The following is a 22,710-nucleotide window of genomic DNA, read 5'->3' as shown; positions in this document are numbered from 1 at the left end:
ACGGGTGAAGAATGATCTGGTTTGTCACACTTTTTGGGTAAAGCTGCGTTCCATGACAGTGAACGGGAGCGGAACCCCTGCCGCCGCACAGGTCAGCGTGATCGTCATCGGCTACGACGATGCCGGGCACGTCGGTCACGCCGTCCGCTCCGCCCTCGGGCAGGGCCCGGTCGTCGCCGAGGTCATCGCCGTGGACGACGCCTCGACGGACCGCACCGGCGCCGTCCTCGACCGGCTGGCCGAGCACGAACCGCGCCTTCGGGTCATCCACCGCACCGTCAACAGCGGCGGCTGCGGCACCCCCCGCAACGACGGCGTACGGGCCGCCACCGCGCCGTATGTGATGTTCCTGGACAGCGACGACGTGCTGCCCCAAGGAGCCGTGGACGCACTGCTGCGCGCCGCGCTGCAGCACGACGTCCCCGTCGCGGCGGGCCTGTGCGTACGCCGCGAGCTCCCCCGGCGGCGCGACACGCCCTGGCAGCCCGGCCTCTACCGGCGCGCCGCCGTCCACGGCTCGCCCGAGGCGCACCCCGCGCTGCTGCACGACACCCTCTGCGTCAACAAGCTCTACGCCCGCGCCTTCCTCACCGGGCACGGCATCACCTTCCCCGAAGGCGCCTTCCCGTATGAGGACTTCGTCTTCACCGCCCGGGTCCTCGCGGCGGGCCCGCGCGTGGCGACCGTCCCCGACCCCGTCTACATCTGGCATGTGCGACGGGACGCGACCCGGCAGTCGATCTCCCTGGACCGCGGCCGGATCACCAACTGGCAGGCGCGCGTCCTGGCCCACCAGCGCGGCGTGGAGGTCTATCTCGACGCCGGAAGCAAACCGCTCGCCCGCGCGGCACGCGTGAAGTTCCTCGACCACGACCTGCGCATGTACGCCCGCGAACTGCCCGCCCACGACCCCGCCTACCGGCGCGCCTGGTGGCACGAGGCCCGCGCCGCTCTGGCCGCCTACGACGAGGCCGACCTGTGCGCCGCCCGGGCTCCGGCCCGCTGGATCGCCCGGGTCGTGCTGGCCTCCGAGGCCCCGCGCGATCTCGACCGCCTGGCCCAGCTGGCCGCCTGCCCCGCCCGGCTGCTCCCCCCGTACGCCGAGGTGGCGGGCCGGCCGGTCTGGGCGCCGGACCTGCCCCAGGTGCCGCTCGACGGGCTCACCGGCCCCGGTGCGAAGCCGGCCCGCCGACTGCCGGTCACCGTCGACGCGGCCCTGCGCACGGGTTACGGCTCGCACGCCGAACTGCGCCTGCGCGTCCACGACCTCTACGGCCGCCTGGCGGCGGCCCAACCGCACACCATCGACATCGAACTCCGGCTGCGGGACGGCAGTACGGTCGTGGAACACACCCTTGCGCTGGCCGCGGAGGGCTCCGCCTGGACCGCGGCCCTCCCTCTGGGCCTCGGCACGCTGGCCGCCCTGGACCGCACGCGCGGCGTCCCGCAGGCGTGGGACATCCGCGTCCGTATCCGCTGCGCGCACGGCGGCACCCTGCGGACGGCCGTGCGGGCCGTGCGCACCGGTGACGGTGGTCCGCGGTCGGCCGTCCTGGCCAGCGGGCGGTACGGCGTGCTGCTGGTGCGGTGCCGCGCCACGGCCGGCGGCTCGCTCGCGCTGCGGCTCGCGCCGGGTGCGCGATGCGCGCTCGGCATCGCGCTGCGCAGGCTGCGCCGGCTGGGACGGGGGCTGCTTCCCTGACCCGTCCCTGCCCGTGAGCGGAGGCTCCGCGCCCGGGCCCCATGTTCTCAAGCGCTCGACGGGTTGATCCGTTGCCCGGAACCGGGCCGGATCCGTGCCCGGACCGGCAGCGGAATCAAGCCCGCCCGGCGCTTCAGAACATGGCGCCTCCCAGCGGTAGCTGGGGGAGGTGACAGGACGGGGCCGGGGAAGGAAACGACGCGCGCGCATCAGCGGTCGACCTCCTCGAACAGCGCCTCCCACCGGTCCAGCACCGCCGGCAGCGCCAGCGGCGCGACATGCTCGCGCGCCGCCCGCCCGTAACGCCGCCGCAGCTCGCCGTCCTCCATCAGCTCCCCCAGTGCCGCCCCGAACGCCGCCGTGTCGCCGTGCGGCACGAGGATCCCCGTACGGCCGTGCCCGACCAGTTCCCGCACTCCGCCCGACAGGTCGAAGCTCACGCAGGGCACTCCGGCCGCGGAGGCCTCCGCGAGGGCCATGGGGCGGCCTTCGCGCTCGCTGGTGAGAGCCACCACCGACAGCTCCCGGTAGGCGGCGGCCATGTCGCGGACGCCGCCCCGGAAGCACACTCGCTCGCCGACGCCGAGACGTACCGCCCGCTCCCGCAGCTCCGGCTCCAAAGGGCCGTCGCCGAAGAAGTGCAGCTCCCAGCCGGGGTGGGCGGGGCAGGCCGCGGCGAAGGCGTCGAGCAGCCGGTCCAGGCGCTTGACCGGATCGAGCCGCCCGACCGCGCCCACCCGCCGGGTCTCCAGCGATGCCGGCCCGAGGGGGGCGAAGGGCAGGGGGTTGGGCATCACGACGGCGTTCGGCAGCCGTCTGCGGCGGAACTCCGCCGCGTCCGCCTCGCTGAGGAAAACCGCCTTCTCCAGGGCCGGGTAATACTGCAGGATCAACCGGAGGTTGACGGTGTGACAGGCCTGCAGGAAGGACTCGTGGTACTGCCCGATGGCCCTGAGGTACGGCGGCCACTCGACGGAGTCCAGCCACACCGCCGCCCAGGGCGAGCCGACGATCACCAGGCCCTCACCGCCCTCCGGCACCGCCGCGAACCGCCGGGCCAGCCGCCGCCGCGCCCGGGCCCGTGCCGCCCGCTCGCCGCGCACCCGGCGCAGCCGGGCCGGGCTCAGCCGCTCGGCCAGGGAGGCGGCCTGCCAGGCGGGCGGTGCGGGCCCGTCATAGAGCGTGGTGCGCCGGTACGCCGGGTGGGCGAGGTAGGTGTGGGGCTCGGGGCTGGGGCGGATGCCGATCAGCTCGGTGTCGTGGCCGCGCTCGGCGAAGCCCTGGGCGAGGGTGTGCAGGACCCGCTGGGAGCCGCCCATGGAGTCGACGTCGATGCCGACCAGGAAGAGGTGCCTTCGCTTCACCGGGCGCTCCCCTCGAAGAACAGGTCGACCACGGCCTTGCTGGACCGCCCGGTCTCATGGGGGTTGAACCGCGCCTGGAAGCGCGCGTACGCCCCGGCCCACCGCTCGCGCAGCTCCGCCGGATCCCGCAGCGCGGCGGCCAGTTCGCGCGTCGTGGTGAGGAGTGGGCCGGGGGCGATGTCCGCCAGGTCGTAGTAGGTCCCGCGGGAGAGGGAGCGGTAGCCCACGTAGTCGTCGGCGTACAGCAGGATGGGCCGGCCGAGGTTGGCGTAGTCGAACATCACCGACGAGTAGTCCGTGAGCAGCGCGTCCGAGGCGAGCAGCAGGTCGTTGAGGTCGCTGAACTCTCTTCCGTCGCGCAGCGCGTGCCCCAGTTCGCGCGGGACGGTGAACCGCTCGTAGTAGTGCGGCCGGACCACGACCGTCCACTCCTCGCCCGTCTCGCGTACCAGCTCCGCCAGGTCCACCCGGATGGACTCGCCGCTGCCGCGCGCCACGTCGCGGAAGGTGGGTGCGTAGAGCAGTACCTTGCGCCCGTCGGGGATCTGCAGCCGCTCGCGGGCGGCGGCGGCGCGGTCGCGTTGCGCCGGGTCGTTCCACCGGACGAGGACGTCGTTGCGGGGCAGGCCGGTGCGCAGCAGCTCTCCGTCGTACGCGTTGGCGCGCACGAACGTCCGCTCGAACTCCTGACTGGGACAGATCAACGCGTCCCAGCGGGCCACCATCTCGTGGTGCTGCCGCTGCCGTTCGGCGCCCGCGAGCCGCAGTTCGGGGGTGTCGAAGCCCATGTGCTTGAAGGCCTGGCCGTGCCAGGTCTGCAGATACCGCGTGCCCTGCCGTTTGGGAAAGAGCACCGGGAAGCCGTGCGAGTCCACCCAGTAGCGCGCCCGGGCGACCGTGCGGACGTACTCCCAGCTGCCGCGTCTGATCAGTTCGACGCCCTCGGGGTAGGAGGAGCGGCTGCCGGAGTACGACCAGACGGCGCGCAGCGGGAGCCCGCGGCGCAGCAGTTCCTCGTGGATGTAGCGGGGACTGTCGGCGTAGCCGCGGCCCTCCAGGGCCTCGAAGACGACCAGGCCGTCGTCGATGGGCAGCTTCTGCAGTTCGTGGTAGGTCAGGGCCTTGGCCCGGGGCCCGGTGACCCGGCGGGTCAGCCGGTGGACGCGGCGGCGCACGGGCGACAGGCCGGGTGCCACGGTCTCGGCGCGGCCGAGGACGCCCGCGCGCTCCCAGGTGAGCTCCAGCCGTCCCGCGCCCTGGCCCTCGCAACCGGCGCGCACCGCGTGCAGGCCCACTCGCGCGCGCAGGGGCGGCAGCCCGGCGGGGGCCAGGAGCGGGTCGCTGCGGGTCAGGCCCAGCCGGTTCAGGACGACCAGGGGGTGCCGTCGTCCGCGGAAGCCCTTGGGGCCGACCGGTACCCGGCGCAGGTTCAGCTCGATCTCGGCCGTGCGTACCTCCGCGTCGGTGCCTTCCCCGGCGGGGGCGTAGCGGAACGGCACGGTGAGCGGCTCCGTGGTGGTGGCGACGCGCAGCTCCGCCAGGACGGGCGCGGTGCCGCCCAGCAGCCGCGCCGGGTCGTAGGTGCGCAGGGAGATGCGCAGGCACGGCCCCGCCGGGTCGAGCCGCGTCACCTCGTGCCGCACGGGGCCGGTGGCGAAGGGCTGGTCGTGCAGTCGCCACGCGCTGATGTCCAGTGCAGCGGCGGCCCGTTCGTCCTCGGGCGGGGTGCGCCCCCAGTACGTGCGCCCGGTGGCGTCCCGCACGGCGTGGCGGGGGGCGAGCAGGGGCCGGTCCAGCGTGCGCGCGCACTCGGCGGCCTCCGCGAGGCGGCCGGCGCGCAGCAGGTACTGGCAGATCTGCTGTTCGCGCGGCACCGCCTCGAAGGCCTGCGCGGCGACGCCGTCCAGGTAGGGCGTGACCGTGGCGGCGAACTCCTCGGTCCAGCCGTGGTCTCTGAAGGGCAGGTCGCCGAGGTAGAGGCGCAGGTCGTGCGTGAGGAACTTGGTGTCCTTGGCCGGTCTGAGGGCGGCGTTGCCCGTCTCGTCCAGGAAGGTGTCGATGAGCCGGGCCACCGTGATGCGGTCGGCCACATTCTGGATCTTGTGCCGGCTGGAGGAGATGGACGGGCCGGCGGCCGGGTCGCCGGCGAGCCGCCAGGTGTAGACGGGCCACGGGACGACGGCGAAGGCCCGGGCCAGGGTGAAGGCCTTGGCGGTGAAGAGCTGGTCCTCGTAGTGCAGGTCCTCGGGGAAGCGCAGGTGGTGCCGGGCGATGAAGTCGGTGCGGTAGAGCTTGTTGGTGGAGAGGTGGTCCTGGAAGTACTCGGGTGCCGCGCGGATGCCGTCGACGAGGCGGGCGTCCTGGAAGAGCTCGGGGTACCACAGGCCGGTCGTGCCGGTCTCCTCGAAGAGCCGGGTGACCTCGCCGGTGACGAAGTCGGCGCCGGTCTCCTCGGCGGCCAGCAGCAGTGACTTGCAGGAGTGGTAGGGCAGTTCGTCGTCGCTGTCGAGGAACATCACGTGCGGTGCCCGGGCGGCGTCGATGCCGGCGTTGCGCGGGGCACCGCAGCCGCCGCTGTTGGCCGGCAGCCGCAGGCAGCGCACGCGAGGGTCGGCTGCGGCCAGTTCCCGGGCGACGGCGTGGGTGCCGTCCGTCGAGCAGTCGTCGACGATGATCACTTCGAGGTTGCGCAGCGACTGGCCGAGGACCGAGCGCACGGCGCGGGGCAGTCGCTCGGCGTCGTTGTAGACGATCACGACGACGCTGACGTCGGCAGTGGACATACGTCACCTCACTTCGGAGTCGGCGCGAGACGCGGCGGCACTACACAGAGAGTAATCACCACCACTGACAGTGACCCCCCGGTCGCTCCCGCACCGCTCCCGCCAGGCCGTCAGGGCCAGCACCGCCGCCAGCCCCCCGAACATCACGACGTCCCGGAACGCGTGCCGCTGCGCGGTGTCCAGCCCCGGCCAGGGCACCCCGCCCAGCTGCGGCACCAGAGGCATCCAGAACCACACCGACCGCACCGCCGCCGCCCGCTCCACCACCGAGGCGGCCAGCGAAGGGACCACGACCAGCGCGTAGTTCAGGAACGAGGGACGCGAGACCACGAACGCCGCCAGCATCAGCAACGAGGCGCACTCCACCAGCCGCAGCCCCGCCTCGCCTCCGCCCCGCCACCTCATCCGCGCGAAGCACAGCACCGCCGCCCCCACCAGCGCCGCGAGCCCGAAGGCCAGCAGGTGCGGCACCCCCAGCCGGGGCAGGACGGCCGGCCACGAGGCGTCGTACGGACGTGCGTACGCATCCTGGCCATGCAACAGGAAGGGCAGCGTCCGGGTGAAGAACAGCCCCGGCCGTGGCATGGCCGACGCCGCCGCCAGGGAGATTCCGACCGGAATCGCCACCGCCCAGCCCAGCGCCCGCCACCGCCGGGCGAGGAAGAACATCAGCAGCAGCGGTACGAGCATCGGCTTCAGCGCGATGGCCGCCCCGACCACCGCGCCGGCCCCGGACCACCGCCCGCGCCGCGCCAGCAGCAGCGCCGCCGGGAAGGCCACCGCCGAGGCCGCCGTCCAGTTGCCGAGGAAGACGAGGCTGTGGAACGGCAGGAAGAGCGCGATGCCCACCGCCATCGCCGCCGCCAGCCGGCTGTCCGCCCGCACCCCGAAGATCCGCAGCGCCAGCACCGCACCCACCGCCACCAGCGCGCCGGTCACCACCGGCACGGCGTAGAACAGCACCCGCACCGGGAAGAGAGTCTGGGGAACCGCCGCGAACACCGCCCCCGGCAGATACAGGAACCGCTTGTCCGCGTACGGCGAGCCGCCCTCCAGCAGGGTGCTGGCCGCCCGCACCACCACGGCGTTGTCGATGCCCGTACGGTCCTTGGCGTACGCCCGGATCGAGCTCAGCGTGAACAGCAGCAGCGCCGCGGTCAGCACCGGCCGCGGGGCGCGGCCGCGCAGCCAGCCGGCGAAGTCGGCGGCGCAGGCGGGCGGCGCAGGGGCTCCGGCGGCGGTCACGGTCCGACGACCTCCAGCAGCGCGAGCCCGCCCGGACCCCGGGCCGTCCTCCTGAGCGCGGGGTCGTCCGGGGGCAGGCCTGCGCCGCCGTTCTTCTGCAGCACCCATCGCACGCCGTACTCCTTGAGGATGCCGAGCCGTTCGGCCCGGGAAGTGGCAGGGGCGAAGTAGCGGCGCGTCGCGTCCCGGCGCCGCTTCTCGTCGCGGAGGAACAGGTCGGGGTAGGCGGGGGCGACGGTGTAGGGGCCGTACGCGGGCAGTGTGCGCAGGGCGTAGAAGTCGTCCGTCATCACCGTCGCCCCCTTGGGCACCCGCGCCGCCGCCCAGCCGAACCCCGGCCACACACCGATGACATGCGCCTCACGCAGCCCGGGCGGGATGGCGTCCCTCCGCAGGACGTAGGACAACACCCCGGCCTGCGTCCACGCCCCCGCCAGCAGGGCCGCCGCCGTCACGGCCGGCAGCGCCCGCCGCAGCCCGCCGCTCCCCGCCCCGGCGGCCTCGACGGCGACGGCGAGCTGCGCGGGGATCAGCACGCCGGGCAGGACGCGCCCCCAGGCGTAGTGCCCGCTCAGCCAGCCGGCCGCGAAGACCACGGCGGCGAGGGCGAAGAGGAGCACCAGCGGATCCCGGTGGTCGCGCCGCCAGCGCGCGACCAGGGCGGGCACCCCCAGCGACACCAGACAGAACCGTGCCGCCAGATGGCTGTAGAGGGGCCGGTGGATCGCGTCCAGCCCGCCGCCCAGCAGTGCCACGAAGGAGTAGTACGGCCAGCACAGCAGCACCGCCGACGCCAGGAGCCCGCCCGCACCCACCCGCGGCCACAGCTCCCGGCCCGGCCGGGGCCGCGCCCCCAGCAGCAGGGCGACGACGCCCAGCACCGCGACTGCCCCCGTGAACTGATGGCTCAGCAGCACCCCCGCCAGCAGCATCCCCAGCCCCAGGAACGCCGGCAGCCCCCACGCCTCCTGCAGCCCCCGGCGCAGCAGCGCCCACAGGTGCAGGGCCAGGCCCAGGGCGAAGGTGCTGGGATAGGCGAGGGTCAGACACAGCGAGCTGAGACCCGGCACTCCGCTCCAGGCGAAGACGCGCACTCCGTACAGCAGCAGGACGCACAGAAACGCCAGCGGAACAGCCGCCCGCCGGCGGGTGAAGGTCCGCACGAACGCCCCGGTCCCCGTGCCGAGCAGCGCGAGGCCGATGAGGGCGGCCAGCCTCAGGACTCCGAAGGTGCCCCAGCCGCTCGCCGTCGCCACCAGGGCGAGCGCGACCGCCCAGGGGGAGTAGTAGGCGCTGGTGGTGTCCGCGTCCACCAGGGGGTTGCCCGGGTGCAGCAGGTCCGTCCGCAACCGCTCCAGCACCGCGCCGTGCATCCCCAGGTCACCGGACCACGGCAGCCGGACCACCATGAGCAGCAGCAGAACGGCCAGCAGCAGGGCCGCGACGGCGGCCGCCCGGTGCGGGAGGCTCGCCCTGAAGGCCATGGCCGGGGTCACGGGTCAGCGGGTGTGCTTGCCGGTGCCGGCCGCCGTCGCGCGGAGGGCCTTCGCACGCAGCCGCCAGGGCATGGCCACGGATTCGAGCTGTACGGCCAGATCCATCTTCGACTCCCCTGCGGTGCGGTCCTCGAAGTGGATCGGCACCTCCATGACGGTGAACCCGGCCCGTAGCGCGCGGTACTTGGTCTCGACCTGGAAGCTGTAGCCCGTGCTGTCGACGCTGCTCAGGTCAATGGTGCGCAGCGCGTTCGCGCTCCACAGGTTGAAGCCGCCGGTGATGTCGCGGACGCGGGTGCCGAGGATGCCGCTGGCGTAGGCGTTGGCCCAGCGGGAGAGCAGCTTGCGGTGGGCCTTCCAGGCGTCGGAGAGGGTGCCTCCGGGGACGTACCGGCTGCCGACGACGACGTCCGCGCCGGTGGCCAGGGCGACGCCCAGCATCTCGGCGATCTTGTCGGCGGGGTGGCTGCCGTCGGCGTCCATCTGCAGGACGTAGGCGGCGCCCTCGGTGACGGCGCGCTCCATACCGGCCGCGTAGGCGCGGCCGAGTCCGTCCTTGGTGGTGCGGTGCAGGACGCCCATGCGGATGCGGCCGGTCTCGTCGCGCCGCTCGGCCTCGTTGTACTTGTCGGCGAGCTGCTCGGCGACGGTTCCGGTGCCGTCGGGGCTGTTGTCGTCGACGACCAGCAGCCGCAGGCCTTCCAGGGGGAGGCCCATGAGCGACTCGGCCATGGTGGGCAGGTTCTGTGCCTCGTTGTACGTGGGCATCACCACGGTCAGTGGTGTGCGGCCCCACTCGGCGGGCAGCGGGGGCGGGGCGGCGGGGGTGCGCGGGGAACTCATGGGCTGGTCCTTGCGACGGGGAGGGCGTACCAAACGATTGTTCAAAAACAGGCACCGGTCACACGGCGGAGAAGCGGATGGCGGCGTCGGGGATGGCGGTGCCGCACCAGATGCGGGCCCCTTCGCGCAGTTCGTTGTCCGCGCCGATCTCGGAGTGGTCGCCGATCACCGCGCCGTCGAGCACCGTCCGCGGGCCCACCCGGGCGCCGGTGCCGACCATCGACGCCCGTACCCGCGCGCCCGCCTCGATGCGGGCACCGTCCAGGACGACCGATCCCTCGACCTCGGCGTCCGCCGCGACGTGCGCCCCGGCCCCGACGACCGTGCCGCCGCCGAGCCTGGCCCCGCTCTCGACGTGGGCGCCGGGCAGCACGAGGTACTCGCCGGGGCCGCCGGGGACGGCCGGTGAGCGCACGATGCCGCGTACGAGGTCGGCGGAGGCCTGGACGAAGGAGGCGGGGCGGCCCAGGTCCAGCCAGTACGAGGCGTCGACCACGCCGTGCAGCAGCGCGCGGGCGGCCAGCAGCCCGGGGAAGGTCTCGCGCTCGACGGAGACCGGGCGGCCGGCGGGGATGGAGTCGATGATCTCGCGGCGGAAGACGTAGCAGCCGGCGTTGATCTGGTCGGTGACGATCTCGTCGGGGTGGCGCGGCTTCTCGGTGAAGGCCAGGACACGGCCGTCGGCGTCGGTGGGGACGAGCCCGAAGGCCCGCGGGTCGGCGACCCGTGTCAGGTGCAGGGTGACGTCGGCCTGGGCCCGTTGGTGGCGCAGCAGCAGGCCGGCGATGTCGAGGCCGGTGAGGATGTCGCCGTTGAAGACGAGCACGGGCTCGCCCGGGCCGGCCGTCAGGGCCCGGGAGGCGTGGCGGATCGCCCCGCCCGTGCCGAGGGGCTCGTGCTCATGGACGTAGGTGAGCCGGATCCCGTGGGCGGAGCCGTCGCCGAAGTAGGGCTCGAAGACCTCGGCGAGGTAGGAGGTGGCCAGCACGACGTGATCGACGCCGGCGGCTCTGGCGCGGGCCAGCTGGTGCGCGAGGAAGGGCACTCCGGCGGCCGGGACCATCGGTTTGGGCGTATTGATGGTGAGCGGCTGGAGCCGAGTGCCCTTGCCGCCGACGAGCAGTACCGCCTCTGTCATGCCGACTCCTCGCCCACTGTGGTCACCTCGTCGCACTGCGTCAGTTTTTGCGGCAATTTACACTACAATCTGCTGTCTACGTGAAATGTCCGCTGCGCGTGGCGACCGTACGGGAGAAGCCCTTGCAACCGACGCACTCGAGGGAGAAGCGCCCGTCCGGCCGGGCCCGCCTGGTGGCACTCGGACACGAGTTCGCGAAGTTCGGGACGGTGGGCGGGCTGGGAATCTTCGTCAACCTCGGCGTCTTCAACGTGTGCCGGGGGGCCACCGGACTGCCGGTGGTGCGGTGCAGCGTGATCGCGACCGTGGTCGCCATCGCCTTCAACTATCTGGGGCTGCGCTACTTCACCTACCGCGACCGCGACAAGAGCCACCGCAGCAGGGAGATCGCCCTCTTCGCGGTCTTCAGCGTCATCGGCCTGGTCATCGAGAACGGCGTGCTCTACATCGCCACCTACGGCTTCGGCTGGGGCGGCCCGCTGCTCGGCAACCTCTTCAAGTTCCTGGGCATCGGCACGGCCACCCTGTTCCGCTTCTGGTCCTACCGGGCCTGGGTCTTCAGAGCCCTGCCCGGCCACGGCGCCCGGCACGACTCCAGTCACGGCGAGCCCTCGAACAGCACGAGCAACCCGGCCGCGTACCACCCCGAGACCACCGCACCTCCACCGTAGAGACAGATCCGCACGCCAAGCGGAGCACGCGCGAGCGGCCGGGCCACCAATAGCAGCAGAACCGGCAGGAACGGCAGCATGAAGCGTGGTTTGGAGTAATGGGAGCCGGGCGTTCCCATCATCAGCACCCAGGCCCCGGCGACCAGCACGACCAGCACCCGCGGCACGCCCCGGTCCAGCGCCAGGGCCAGCACCGCGACGGCCGTCAGCAACACCACGGCGAGCACGGCGGCGTGCCGGATGTCCATCGCGGTCCGGGGGTCGCGGTAGATCAGCAGGTCCCCGGCGAACCGCACCGTACTGATGCCGAGGTCGAAGGACTGCCCCCAGGCCCGCTCCGCCTCGAACCAGCCGTCCCAGCGGCCCACCCGGCTCCCCAGGTACAGCCATCCGGCCAGCAGCCCCAGCGGCGCCAGCGCGAGCGCCGCCCACGGCCGCCGGCCGCCCCGCCCGTGCAGCAGCGCCCAGGCAGCGGTCAGCACCAGCGTGGCGATCAGCACCACCGCCGTCGGCCGCACCGCGCCGGCCAGCAGGCACAGCACACCGGCCGTCAGCCACCGCCCGGCCATCAGCGCCACCAGGGCCCACACCAGGAACGCACTGAAGACCGCCTCCGAATACGGCACCCACAGCGCGAAGGCGTACGGCGAGCAGGACCAAAGCGCCACGCACGCGTACCCGGCACCGGCCGTACCCCCGGCCGACCGTACGAGCCGGTGGACGCCGGCCGCGGCCACCGTCGCCGCGCACCAGGAGATCAGCACTCCGGCGTAGGCGTAGGACAGGCCGGTCAGCAGATGGACGCCCCGGATCAGCGCGGGAACGAGCGGGAAGAAGGCGAGCCGGCTGTACTCGGGCGTCCCGTCGGGGCGATAGGGGATGAAGCTGGGATAGCCGCGCTCGGCGACCCGCAGGTAGTTTCCGCTGTCCCAGCGGTACAGCAGCCACTCCACGTCATGCCCGAGATGCCGGTTGATCAGCAGGAGGACGGTGAAACCGATGCCCGCGACGGCCAGGTGGACGGCCACCGCGCCGGTCGTCTCCCGGCGCTCCGGGGTGGACACAAGCCGCGAAACGACTCTCATCCGTCTCTCTTAGCATGCAAAAGGGGCGGCTCCGGGGGTTTTCCCCGGAGCCGCCCCTTTTACTCGGATGCGGAGCCGACGTGTCAGCTGTGCGAACGCAGCAGCGTGCGCATCGTCCTCATGGCCACCGACAGATTGGCCAGGTCGAACGCGTCCGAGCCGCGGATCTCGTCCAGCGTCGTGCGCGCCCGGGTGAGGATCGCGGCATTGCGCTCCTCCCAGGCCTGGAACCGCTGCTCCGGCGTCGAGGCGTCGTCGCCGGCCGACAGGACCTCGGCGGTGAGCGCCGCGTGGGCCGCGTAGAGGTCCTCACGGATGGAGGCGCGGGCCATGGACTGCCAGCGGTCGGCCCGCGGCAGCTCGATGATCCGGTCCATCAGCTGGGTGATGTGCAGCCGGTCGGCCAGGTCGTAGTAGACCTCCGCCACGTCCAGCGGCTGCTTGCCCGTGCGGTCCGCGGTGGCCACGATGTCCAGCGCCGGGAAGGCCGAGGAGAAGCCCGCGACCCGCGTCGCCAGCTCGTCGGGGACCCCGGCGCCGGTGAGCTCGTCGTGGATCGACTGCCACCACTCCATGTCGGCGCCGCGCAGCAGCTTGGGCAGCTCGTTCCAGACGGTGTCCACGTCGTCCCGGAAGAACTCGATGGTCCCCGCCAGCTCCAGCGGCTGCGGCCGGTTGTTGAGCAACCAGCGCGTACCGCGCTCGACCAGGCGGCGCGAGTGCAGCCGGATCTGGGTCTGGACGTCGGCGGCGACGACATTGTCGAGCGCCTCGACGGCATCCCAGACGGAGTTCAGGCTGAAGATCTCACGGGCCGCGGTCTGCGCCCGGATGATCTCCTCCAGGGAGGCGCCGGTCTCCTCCCGCAGGCGGTGCAGGAAGGTCGAGCCGCCGGAGTTGACCGTGTCGTTGACGAGGACGGTCGTGATGATCTCGCGCCGCAGTGCGTGGCCCTCGATCTGCTCGCCGAACGACTGGCGCAGCGCCTGCGGGAAGTAGGCGTACAGCAGCCGCTGCAGGTACGGGTCGTCGGGCAGCTCGGTGGCAAGCAGCTCCTCGGCCGTGGTGATCTTGATGTAGGCGAGGAGGACGGCCAGCTCGGGCTGGGTCAGCCCGCGACCGGCGGACAGCCGCTCGCGGATCTGCCGGTCGGAGGGAAGGAACTCCAGGGCTCGGTCCAGGTGGCCGTCGCGGGTGAGCCGGCGCATGATCCGCTGGTGGGCGTGGAGCAGGCTGGGGGCCTGGGCCACGGCGTTGGCCAGCGCGACGTTCTGCGCGTAGTTGTTGCGCAGGACCAGCTCGCCGACCTCGTCGGTCATCTCCGCCAGCAGCTTGTTGCGCTGCTTGATGGTCATGTCGCCGTCGATGACCAGGGAGTTGAGCAGGATCTTGATGTTCACCTCGTGGTCGGAGGTGTCCACACCGGCGCTGTTGTCGATGGCGTCGGTGTTGATCCTGGCGCCGGTGGACTCGGGCCCGCCGGACAGGGCGAACTCGATGCGGCCGAGCTGGGTCAGGCCCAGGTTGCCGCCCTCACCGACCACCTTGACGCGCAGGTCCTGGCCGTCGACGCGGATGGCGTCGTTCGCCTTGTCGCCCACATCGGCGTGCGACTCGGTGGACGCCTTGACGTACGTGCCGATGCCGCCGTTCCACAGCAGGTCCACGGGGGAGCTGAGGATGGCCTTCATCAGCTCGGCCGGGGTCATCTTGGTGACGCCCGCCTCGATGCCCAGGGCCTTGCGCACGTGCGCGTTGACCGGGATCGACTTGGCGGTACGGGGGTGGATGCCGCCGCCCGCGGAGAGCAGCGAGGTGTCGTAGTCGGCCCAGGAGGAGCGGGGCAGCTCGAACAGGCGGCGGCGCTCGGCGTAGGAGACGGCCGCGTCCGGTGTGGGGTCGAGGAAGATGTGCCGGTGGTCGAAGGCGGCCACCAGACGGATGTGCTCGGAGAGCAGCATGCCGTTGCCGAACACGTCACCGGACATGTCGCCGACGCCGACGACCGTGAAGTCCTCGGTCTGGGTGTTGTGGCCCAGCTCCCGGAAGTGGCGCTTGACGGACTCCCAGGCGCCGCGGGCGGTGATGCCCATGCCCTTGTGGTCGTAGCCGGCCGAGCCGCCGGAGGCGAAGGCGTCACCGAGCCAGAAGCCGTAGGACTGGGCGACCTCGTTGGCGATGTCGGAGAAGGTCGCGGTGCCCTTGTCGGCCGCGACGACGAGGTAGGTGTCGTCCTCGTCGTGGCGCACGACGTCCTTGGGCGGCACGACCTCGCCGCCGACCATGTTGTCGGTGATGTCGAGCAGACCGGAGATGAAGGTCTTGTACGAGGCGATGCCCTCGGTCAGCCATGCGTCGCGGTCCACGGACGGGTCCGGCAGCCGCTTGCCGACGAAGCCGCCCTTGGCGCCGACGGGCACGATGACGGTGTTCTTCACCATCTGCGCCTTGACCAGGCCGAGGATCTCGGTGCGGAAGTCCTCACGCCGGTCGGACCAGCGCAGACCACCGCGGGCGACCTTGCCGAAGCGCAGGTGCACACCCTCGACGCGCGGGGAGTAGACCCAGATCTCGAACGCCGGGCGCGGCGCGGGCAGGTCCGGGATGGCCTGCGGGTCGAGCTTGATCGACAGGTAGGGGTGCGGGTCGCCGGCCGCGTCGCGCTGGAAGTGGTTGGTGCGCAGCGTGGCCTTGATGACGGTGAGGAAGGCCCGCAGGATGCGGTCCTCGTCCAGGCTCGCGACCTGGTCCAGGGCGCCGTCCAGCTCCTCCAGCATCCCGTCGATCAGCTCGTTGCCGGCGCGCTGCAGCGCGGGCGACATCCGGGCCTCGAACAGGTTGACCAGGAGACGGGTGGTGTGGACGTTGTTGCTGAGGGTGTCCTCCATGTACGCCTGGCTGAACGGCGAGCTGGCCTGCCGCAAGTACTTGGCGTAGGCCCGCAGCACCATCGCCTGCCGCCAGTCGAGGCCGGCCCGCAGCACCAGGTTGTTGAAGTTGTCGTTCTCCGCTGCGCCCGTCCAGACCGCCGCGAAGGCCTCCTGGAAGCGGGTGCGCGCGTCGTCGCCCTCGATGTGCTCGGGCATGCGCAGCCCGAAGTCGTAGATCCAGGCGGTCGTCCGGTCCGAGCAGCGCAGCTCGTACGGGCGCTCGTCGACGACCTCGACGCCGAGCCGGTGCAGGACCGGCAGCACGGCGGAGAGCGAGACCGGCTCGCCCGTGCGGTAGATCTTGAAGCGGCGCTCGCCGGGGGCCGCGCCGACCGGCTCGTACAGGCTGAGCTCGAAGTCGCGGTCACCGCCGGCCGTGGTCAGCTTCTCCAGGTGACCGAGATCGGCGACGGCGCTGCGCGGGCTGTGGTCGGCCTTGTAGCCCTCGGGGAAGGCCTGGCCGTAGCGGCGCAGCAGCTCGGCGGAGCGCTCCTCGCCGGTCTCGGCGGTCAGCGTCTCGGCGAAGCCGTCCGCCCAGGAGCGGGCGGCCTCCACCAGGCGGCCCTCGATGCGCTCGACGTCGGCGTCGGTGAGGTCGGGCAGGGTGGCCCCGGGCTCGACGCGGACGACGAAGTGCAGCCGGGAGAGGACCGACTCGGTGTTCCAGGCGGTGAAGTCGACGCTGGTGCCGCCGAGCTCCTCCTTGAGGATGTCGATCAGGCGCAGCCGGACGCCGGTGGTGTAGCGGTCACGCGGCAGGTAGACCAGGGCGGAGTAGTAGCGCCCGTACTCGTCGCGGCGCAGGTACAGCCGCAGCCGGCGGCGCTCCTGCAGGTAGAGCACGCTGGTGGCGATGGACCGCAGCTGGTCGGCAGGCGTCTGGAACAGCTCGTCGCGCGGGTAGGTCTCCAGGATCTGGAGCAGGTCGCGCCCGTCGTGGCTGTCGGGGCTGAAGCCGGCGTCGTCCAGCACCTGGGCGACCTTGCGGCGGATGACCGGCACGCGGCGGACGGACTCGGTGTACGCGGCCGAGGAGAACAGGCCCAGGAAGCGGCGCTCGCCGACCACGTTGCCGTCGGCGTCGAACTTCTTCACCCCGACGTAGTCGAGGTAGGACGGGCGGTGCACCGTGGCGCGGCTGTTGGCCTTGGTGAGGACGAGCAGCTTGTGCTCGCGGGCCTTGGCGCGGGCGTCCGCCGGGAGCCTGCTGAAGGACGGCGAGGAGGGGCGGGCCAGCGGCGCGTGGTGGCCGTCGTGGTGCCCGTCGGCGGTGTGCGAGGGATCCGAGCGCAGGATGCCGAGACCGGTGCCGGGGACGGCGGTGAGGACGTCCTCCTCGTCACCGTCGGTGACGGCCTTCGTCAGTTCGTACTCGCGGTAGCCGAGGAAGGTGAAGTGATCGGCGGACAGCCAGCGCAGCAGCTCGCGGGCCTCCTCGATCTCGGTGCGCGGAACGTCGGCGGTCGGCTCGTCCACCAGGCCGTCGGCGATGCGCAGCGCGGCGTCGCGCATCTTGCCCCAGTCCTCGACGGTCTCGCGGACGTCGTTGAGGACACGCAGCAGGTCGGCGGCGATCTGCTTGAGGTCGTCGCGGTCGGTCTCGCGGTCGATCTCGACGTGGATCCAGGACTCGGTGAGCGCGTCGTGCGGCCGCTCGGCGTCCTTGCCGGAGCCGTGGGCGTCGCAGGCGGAGCCGAGGACCTCCAGCAGGCGGCCGGTCACGTCACGGCGGACGATCACCTGCGGGTGGATGACGACGTGGATGCCGCGGTTCTGCCGGGAGAGCTCGTTGGTGACGGAGTCGACCAGGAACGGCATGTCGTCGGTGACGACCTCGACCACGGAGTGGCTGGAGGTCCAGCCGTTCTCCTCCACGGTCGGGGTGTGGACGCGCACGTTCGCGGTGCCCTGCGGCCGGTTCTCGGCCAGCCGGTAGTGCGAGATCGCCGCGCCGTAGACGTCGACCGGATCCCGTCCGGTGAGGTCCTCGGGAGCGGTGTGCAGGTAATAGCGCTGGAGGTAGGCGGCCAGGGTCTCCGGGTCGAGCCCGCCCTCGCCCTTGGCACCGGCCGGGTATGGCCCTCCGGCCGGACCGTTCTCAGCGACGCGGACCGCCCTCTCGAGCAAATCGGCCTTGGCTTCGTCCAGCTTGGTCTGCATGTCCTCTGGCTCCTGTCGCGCGCCGTTGCGTGACATAGGTGGTGATGGCTGCCCGTCGCGACGCGGGGTCTCCGGTCGTCATCGACGGTATGCCGGGATGAGGGGTGACCGGGCCGTTCCCGGCGAAGAATTTCGTCAGCCGCACCCGGTTCCGGGGACCAGCGGCGACCCGGGCGCTGTAATGGCGGTCCGGGCGCAGGACAGAGGCATCGGCGCCCCTGCTGGATATCGCGCTGATCACCTGGTAAGGCTATCGCTCTTCCCCCCGAAAGCGTCACGAGCGTCTTCTGTACAAATCCGGGGTCCGAACTTTGACGCTGTGGACAGCGACGGCTCAGCCGACGAGACGCTCGGCCTCGGCGACGGCCTCCGCCAGGCTGTCCACCACCGGCACTCCGGCCTCCACCAGGCTCTCCCGGCTGTGCGAGCCACCCGTGTACAGCACGGCACGGGCGCCCACGTGCGCCGCGGCGACCGCGTCGTCCACGGCGTCGCCGATGACGACCGCACGGCTCGCGCTGACCCCGCCGAGCCCGGCGAGATGGCGGGCCATGTGCTCGGTCTTGCTGCCGCCGGAAGGGCCCGTACGTCCGTCTACCCGGATGAATCTGCGCTCGATCCCGAAGCCCCGCACCAGCGGCACCAGGTCGTCGTGACCGTGCATCGACATGATCGACTGCGTGCCGCCCGCCTCCTGCCAGCCCGCCAGCAGCGACTCGGCGCCGTCCGCGAGGCCGCAGCGTATGTGGTGGTCCCGGTAGTGGCGGTGGAAGACCACGTCCATGTGGTCCCACTCGGCCGGGGTGGGCAGGCGGCCCATCAGCCGCTCGTAGAAGCGCGGGATCGGCACGCAGTACAGCTCCCGGTACCGGACCAGGGTGATGGGCTCCAGGCCGATCTCCGCGAAGGCGGCGTTCGTGGCCGCCATCACCGCGTCGATGTCGTGGAACAGGGTCCCGTTCCAGTCCCAGACGATGTGCGCCGCGTGCTTGCCCATGCTGTGCGTCCCCATGCGTCGACCGTACCGGGAGGGTACGACAACGCGGTCAGATCAGGTTCGGGATCTCCTGGACGCCGAACCACATCAGCTCGTGGTCCTCGGCGCCGTCCACCGTGAACTGCGCGTCGTCGTCGCCCTGGTCCGCCGCGCCCAGCGCGGCCGCTGCGGCGGCCACGTCCTCCTCGGCGTCGCCGGCGTCGACGTGCACGGCCGCGGCCTTCTTCAACGGTACGGAGGCCTCCAGCCGGACCTCGCCGAACGCCGACCAGTCCGGGCCGCGGTCCGGGTCGACGGTCACCGCACCGTCCGGCACGTCGACCGCCACGACCACGCGGCGGCGCGGCGCCTGCGGCTCGGCGGCGAGCTTCCGCAGCGAGCCGAGGGCGGCCTGGCCCAGCGCCGCGTACTCCAGCTCCTCGGTGTCGTCGGAGACGTACCACTCGCGCAGGGCGGGGGTGACGGCGTAGGCGTCCAGCGGTGCCGGGCCCAGCTGGCCCGCCTTGTGGGCCTCGGCGAGACCGTGGAGGGTCAGAGGGACGTAGACGCGCATGACCGCCGCTTTCCTGATTCCTGACGACTTACGGATGGTGGGGCCAGCATACGGGCGGGGAGTCCCCCTTCGAAGTGCCGGTCGCCCGCTTGCGCGGCCGCCCGGTGGACGCCGCCGTCACGTGCCGTGCCCGCCCGGCACGGCCCGGCTACCCCGGATAGGTGAACGTGGCGGGCCCTTCCGGCGGCTCCGGTTCCGTTTGCCGCCTGCCGGAAAGCGCCGGTAGAAGATCAGCGACCGAAGCTACCGCCCGGTACAGCAGACCGGGCCCGGCATCGCGGGGGCGATCGCATGTACAGGACCAAGGGGCCCGCCGGCACCGGCAGGCAGGCACCACCACACCGTACGGACTCCCGGCGGCCGGGCGCCGACCCCGCGGCCGGTCGCCGCGAGCGGGAGCGGCGGCACCCGCGCTACTGGTTCGCCGAGCGGCTGCTGCTGACCCTCAGCGGGCAGCGGCCGGTGCACTGGATGCTCGGCCACACCCTGCCCCCGGCCTACGACCAGCTGGCGGAACTGGCGCCAGGGGCGCCCCTGCGTCCGGCGGCGCCGCAGCGCGCCGCCCCCTTCGTGCGCCACTGCGACGAGTTCCAGCCCCGGCCCGGAGTGATCGAGGCGTTCGCCCGCATCGCCTCCGGCGACCGGCTCCAGGCGCTGGCCTTCCGGCTGGAGCACTGCCCGGACCTGCGGTGGCGCTGCTCGGCCGTGGAGCTGGGCGGGGCCCGGACCTGACCCGGCGCACGGCGAAGGGGCGGGACACGTGAGGTGTCCCGCCCCTTTTGAGCCGCCGCGGCACCGCGCGCCGGGCGCGGCGACCGCCTGGGCGGTTACTTCTTGCGGCGGCGGCCGCCACCGTTCTTCTGCGCCTTGCGGCGCTCGGCGCGGGTCATGCCGTCGGCCTCGGAGCGGTAACCGCCGTTGTCGTCGTTGGCGAAGTCACCCTCGACCACGCCGCCCTCGCCGTCCACCGTGGGGGCGGAGAAGTGCAGGCGGTCGGGCCGCTGCGGGGCGTCGAGGCCCTTGGCGCGGATCTCGGGCCGCGCGGCGGGCACCGAGTTCTCGGCGGCCCCGGCCTTCTGCAGGGAGGGCGCCTGCGCGCTCTCCTCGACCGCGACCTCCTCGAGCTGCTGGTCGACCTGGACCTCCAGGTTGAACAGGTAGCCGACCGACTCCTCCTTGATGCCCTCCATCATGGCGGTGAACATGTCGAAGCCCTCGCGCTGGTACTCCACCAGCGGGTCCTTCTGGGCCATGGCCCGCAGGCCGATGCCCTCCTGGAGGTAGTCCATCTCGTAGAGGTGCTCACGCCACTTGCGGTCCAGGACCGACAGCACGACGCGGCGCTCCAGCTCACGCATGATGTCGGAGCCGAGCTGCTCCTCGCGGGCCGCGTACTGCTCGTGGATGTCGTCCTTGACGGACTCGGCGATGAACTCGGCGGTGATGCCCGCGCGGTCGCCGGCCGCATCCTCCAGCTCCTCGATGGTGACCTTGACCGGGTAGAGCTGCTTGAACGCGCTCCACAGCCGCTCCAGGTCCCACTCCTCGGCGAAGCCCTCGACGGTCTCCTGGCGGATGTAGTCGTCGATGGTGTCGTCCATGAAGTGCGTGATCTGGTCCTGCAGATCCTCGCCCTCCAGAACGCGGCGGCGCTCGCCGTAGATGACCTCGCGCTGGCGGTTGAGGACCTCGTCGTACTTCAGGACGTTCTTACGCGTCTCGAAGTTCTGCTGCTCCACCTGCGACTGGGCGGAGGCGATGGCACGGGTGACCATCTTGTTCTCGATCGGCACATCGTCGGGCACGTTGGCCATGGCCATCACGCGCTCGACCATCTGAGCCTTGAACAGACGCATCAGGTCGTCGCCCAGCGACAGGTAGAAGCGGGACTCGCCCGGGTCGCCCTGACGGCCGGAACGACCGCGCAGCTGGTTGTCGATGCGGCGCGACTCGTGGCGCTCGGTGCCCAGGACGTACAGGCCGCCGAGCGACTTGACCTCCTCGAACTCCGCCTTGACGGCGGCCTCGGCCTTCTCCAGGGCGGCGGGCAGAGCGGCGGCCCACTCCTCGACGTGCTCCACCGGGTCCAGGCCGTGCTGGCGCAGCTCCGCCTCGGCGAGGTCGTCCGGGTTGCCGCCGAGCTTGATGTCCGTGCCACGGCCGGCCATGTTCGTGGCGACCGTCACAGCGCCCTTGCGGCCCGCCTGGGCCACGATCGACGCCTCGCGCTCGTGGTGCTTGGCGTTGAGGACCTCGTGCGGGATGCCGCGCTTGGCCAGCTGCTGCGAGAGGTACTCGGACTTCTCCACCGAGGTCGTGCCGACCAGGATCGGCTGGCCCTTCTCGTGCTTCTCGGCGATGTCCTCGACGACCGCGGCGAACTTCGCGACCTCGGTGCGGTAGATCAGGTCCGACTGGTCCATGCGGACCATGGGCCGGTTGGTGGGGATCGGCACCACGCCGAGCTTGTAGATCTGGTGGAACTCGGCGGCCTCGGTCATGGCCGTACCGGTCATACCGGACAGCTTGTCGTAGAGGCGGAAGAAGTTCTGCAGGGTGATCGTGGCGAGCGTCTGGTTCTCGTCCTTGATGTCCACCTCTTCCTTCGCCTCGATCGCCTGGTGCATGCCCTCGTTGTAGCGGCGGCCGGCGAGGATACGGCCGGTGTGCTCGTCGACGATCATGACTTCGCCGTCCATGACGACGTAGTCCTTGTCCTTCTTGAAGAGTTCCTTCGCCTTGATGGCGTTGTTGAGGTACCCGACAAGGGGGGTGTTGACCGACTCGTAGAGATTGTCGATGCCCAGCCAGTCCTCGACCTTGGCCACGCCGGCCTCGTGGATGGCGACCGTGCGCTTCTTCTCGTCGACCTCGTAGTCGCCGGTCTCGTCGATGCCCTTCTGCGGGTTGGCGGGCTCGCCCTTGGAGAGCCGCGTGACCAGCTTGGCGAAGTCGCCGTACCACTTGGTGGCCTGGTCGGCCGGACCGGAGATGATCAGCGGCGTACGGGCCTCGTCGACGAGGATGGAGTCGACCTCGTCGACGACCGCGAAGTTGTGCCCGCGCTGGACCAGCTCGTCCTGCGACCAGGCCATGTTGTCGCGCAGGTAGTCGAAGCCGAACTCGTTGTTCGTGCCGTACGTGATGTCGCAGCCGTACTGCTCGCGGCGCTGCGCCGGGGTCATGTTGGCGAGGATGCAGCCGACCGAAAGGCCGAGGAACTTGTGCACCCGGCCCATCAACTCGGAGTCGCGCTCAGCGAGGTAGTCGTTGACGGTGATCAGGTGCACGCCCTTGCCGGACAGCGCGTTCAGGTACGTCGGGAGCGTACCGACGAGGGTCTTGCCCTCACCGGTCTTCATCTCCGCGACGTACCCCATGTGCAGGGCGGCACCGCCCATGAGCTGAACGTCGTAGTGGCGCTGGCCGAGCACGCGCTTGGCCGCCTCACGGACGGTCGCGAACGCCTCGGGCATCAGGTCGTCCAGGCTCTCACCGTCGGCGTACCGCTGCTTGTACTCGTCGGTCAGAGCACGCAGCTCGGCGTCGGAGAGGCTCAGGAAGTCCTCTTCGATGGAATTGACCTGGTCCGCAACGCGGTGCAGTTTGCGCAGGATCTTGCCTTCTCCTGCACGCATGATCTTGCCGAAGACGGACACGTAGGCTGGCTCCTTGCCGGTCGGGCCTGGGCACGGTGGGGTGCGCGGGCACGACGGGACAGTCCCCGCCGCAACGGCCATCGT

General features: G+C 71.8%; 14 protein-coding genes. 3 read left to right on the top strand and 11 right to left on the bottom strand.

Annotation, left to right across the window (positions count from 1 at the left end; genetic code table 11):
• Positions 1 to 52: 52 nt before the first annotated feature.
• Positions 53 to 1,702 carry a glycosyltransferase family 2 protein gene (locus AB0F13_RS10180; protein WP_362078174.1) on the top strand — a complete coding sequence of 550 codons (1,650 nt, stop codon included), beginning with the start codon at positions 53 to 55 and terminating at the stop codon, positions 1,700 to 1,702.
• A gap of 209 nt (positions 1,703 to 1,911) precedes the next feature.
• Here AB0F13_RS10180 and AB0F13_RS10175 read toward each other — a convergent pair whose 3' ends face one another.
• Genes AB0F13_RS10175 through AB0F13_RS10150 form a run of 6 tightly spaced genes read right to left on the bottom strand, consistent with a single transcriptional unit; the run spans position 1,912 to position 10,571 of the window.
• A complete protein-coding gene (locus AB0F13_RS10175) occupies positions 1,912 to 3,066 on the bottom strand; it encodes a glycosyltransferase (protein ID WP_362078171.1) in 1,155 nt (384 codons plus the stop codon).
• Positions 3,063 to 5,849, bottom strand: a complete 2,787-nt coding sequence (locus AB0F13_RS10170) for a CDP-glycerol glycerophosphotransferase family protein (RefSeq protein ID WP_362078168.1) — start codon at positions 5,847 to 5,849, stop codon at positions 3,063 to 3,065. The genes AB0F13_RS10175 and AB0F13_RS10170 overlap by 4 nt, the downstream gene beginning before the upstream one ends.
• A 3-nt stretch (positions 5,850 to 5,852) precedes the next feature.
• A complete protein-coding gene (locus AB0F13_RS10165) occupies positions 5,853 to 7,094 on the bottom strand; it encodes a glycosyltransferase family 87 protein (RefSeq protein ID WP_362078165.1) in 1,242 nt (413 codons plus the stop codon).
• Positions 7,091 to 8,590: a hypothetical protein gene (locus tag AB0F13_RS10160; protein WP_362078162.1), complete on the bottom strand. Its 1,500-nt coding sequence runs from the start codon at positions 8,588 to 8,590 to the stop codon at positions 7,091 to 7,093. The genes AB0F13_RS10165 and AB0F13_RS10160 overlap by 4 nt, the downstream gene beginning before the upstream one ends.
• 3 nt (positions 8,591 to 8,593) lie before the next feature.
• Positions 8,594 to 9,433, bottom strand: coding sequence for a polyprenol monophosphomannose synthase (locus AB0F13_RS10155; RefSeq protein WP_362078159.1), 840 nt, complete (start codon positions 9,431 to 9,433; stop codon positions 8,594 to 8,596).
• Between the two features lie 58 nt (positions 9,434 to 9,491).
• Entirely contained in the window at positions 9,492 to 10,571 is a 1,080-nt protein-coding gene (locus tag AB0F13_RS10150) for an NDP-sugar synthase (RefSeq protein ID WP_362078156.1), read from the bottom strand.
• A gap of 173 nt (positions 10,572 to 10,744) precedes the next feature.
• Here AB0F13_RS10150 and AB0F13_RS10145 point away from each other — a divergent pair, with 173 nt between their 5' ends.
• Positions 10,745 to 11,242 (top strand): GtrA family protein, encoded by a 498-nt coding sequence (locus AB0F13_RS10145; RefSeq protein ID WP_362078813.1) that lies wholly within the window; start codon positions 10,745 to 10,747, stop codon positions 11,240 to 11,242.
• On the opposite strand, the gene AB0F13_RS10140 is transcribed toward AB0F13_RS10145, so the two are convergent.
• The 4 genes from AB0F13_RS10140 to AB0F13_RS10125 all read right to left on the bottom strand — a co-directional run bounded on the left by AB0F13_RS10140 (position 11,170) and on the right by AB0F13_RS10125 (position 18,967).
• Positions 11,170 to 12,327, bottom strand: a complete 1,158-nt coding sequence (locus AB0F13_RS10140) for a hypothetical protein (protein ID WP_362078153.1) — start codon at positions 12,325 to 12,327, stop codon at positions 11,170 to 11,172. The genes AB0F13_RS10145 and AB0F13_RS10140 overlap by 73 nt on opposite strands.
• A gap of 83 nt (positions 12,328 to 12,410) precedes the next feature.
• Entirely contained in the window at positions 12,411 to 17,417 is a 5,007-nt protein-coding gene (locus AB0F13_RS10135; RefSeq protein WP_362078150.1) for an NAD-glutamate dehydrogenase, read from the bottom strand.
• Positions 17,418 to 17,751: 334 nt separating this feature from the next.
• On the bottom strand, positions 17,752 to 18,414 hold the full coding sequence (locus tag AB0F13_RS10130; RefSeq protein ID WP_362078810.1) for an HAD hydrolase-like protein: 663 nt from the start codon (positions 18,412 to 18,414) through the stop codon (positions 17,752 to 17,754).
• 49 nt (positions 18,415 to 18,463) lie between these two features.
• Positions 18,464 to 18,967, bottom strand: coding sequence for a hypothetical protein (locus AB0F13_RS10125; RefSeq protein ID WP_362078147.1), 504 nt, complete (start codon positions 18,965 to 18,967; stop codon positions 18,464 to 18,466).
• A 291-nt stretch (positions 18,968 to 19,258) separates the two neighbouring features.
• Between AB0F13_RS10125 and AB0F13_RS10120 the strand changes: the two genes are divergently transcribed.
• Positions 19,259 to 19,699, top strand: coding sequence for an Rv3235 family protein (locus AB0F13_RS10120; RefSeq protein ID WP_362078144.1), 441 nt, complete (start codon positions 19,259 to 19,261; stop codon positions 19,697 to 19,699).
• 95 nt (positions 19,700 to 19,794) lie between these two features.
• On the opposite strand, the gene secA is transcribed toward AB0F13_RS10120, so the two are convergent.
• Positions 19,795 to 22,626 carry a preprotein translocase subunit SecA gene (gene secA / locus AB0F13_RS10115; protein ID WP_362078141.1) on the bottom strand — a complete coding sequence of 944 codons (2,832 nt, stop codon included), beginning with the start codon at positions 22,624 to 22,626 and terminating at the stop codon, positions 19,795 to 19,797.
• Positions 22,627 to 22,710: the final 84 nt, after the last annotated feature.

It is taken from the genome of Streptomyces sp. NPDC026206 (assembly GCF_040638465.1).
Taxonomy (GTDB): Bacteria; Actinomycetota; Actinomycetes; order Streptomycetales; family Streptomycetaceae; genus Streptomyces.
The sequence above is the reverse complement of the archived record's forward strand: the minus strand, read 5'-3'. Positions and strand labels throughout refer to the sequence as shown.

Bases quoted from the DNA above. Each gene is read 5' to 3' on its own strand.
- AB0F13_RS10180 (WP_362078174.1), top strand. From the start codon at position 53: ATGACAGTGAACGGGAGCGGAACCCCTGCCGCCGCACAGGTCAGCGTG.
- AB0F13_RS10170 (WP_362078168.1), bottom strand. From the start codon at position 5,849: ATGTCCACTGCCGACGTCAGCGTCGTCGTGATCGTCTACAACGACGCC.
- AB0F13_RS10155 (WP_362078159.1), bottom strand. From the start codon at position 9,433: ATGAGTTCCCCGCGCACCCCCGCCGCCCCGCCCCCGCTGCCCGCCGAG.
- AB0F13_RS10150 (WP_362078156.1), bottom strand. From the start codon at position 10,571: ATGACAGAGGCGGTACTGCTCGTCGGCGGCAAGGGCACTCGGCTCCAG.
- AB0F13_RS10140 (WP_362078153.1), bottom strand. From the start codon at position 12,327: ATGAGAGTCGTTTCGCGGCTTGTGTCCACCCCGGAGCGCCGGGAGACG.
- AB0F13_RS10135 (WP_362078150.1), bottom strand. From the start codon at position 17,417: ATGCAGACCAAGCTGGACGAAGCCAAGGCCGATTTGCTCGAGAGGGCG.
- AB0F13_RS10130 (WP_362078810.1), bottom strand. From the start codon at position 18,414: ATGGGCAAGCACGCGGCGCACATCGTCTGGGACTGGAACGGGACCCTG.
- AB0F13_RS10125 (WP_362078147.1), bottom strand. From the start codon at position 18,967: ATGCGCGTCTACGTCCCTCTGACCCTCCACGGTCTCGCCGAGGCCCAC.
- AB0F13_RS10120 (WP_362078144.1), top strand. From the start codon at position 19,259: ATGTACAGGACCAAGGGGCCCGCCGGCACCGGCAGGCAGGCACCACCA.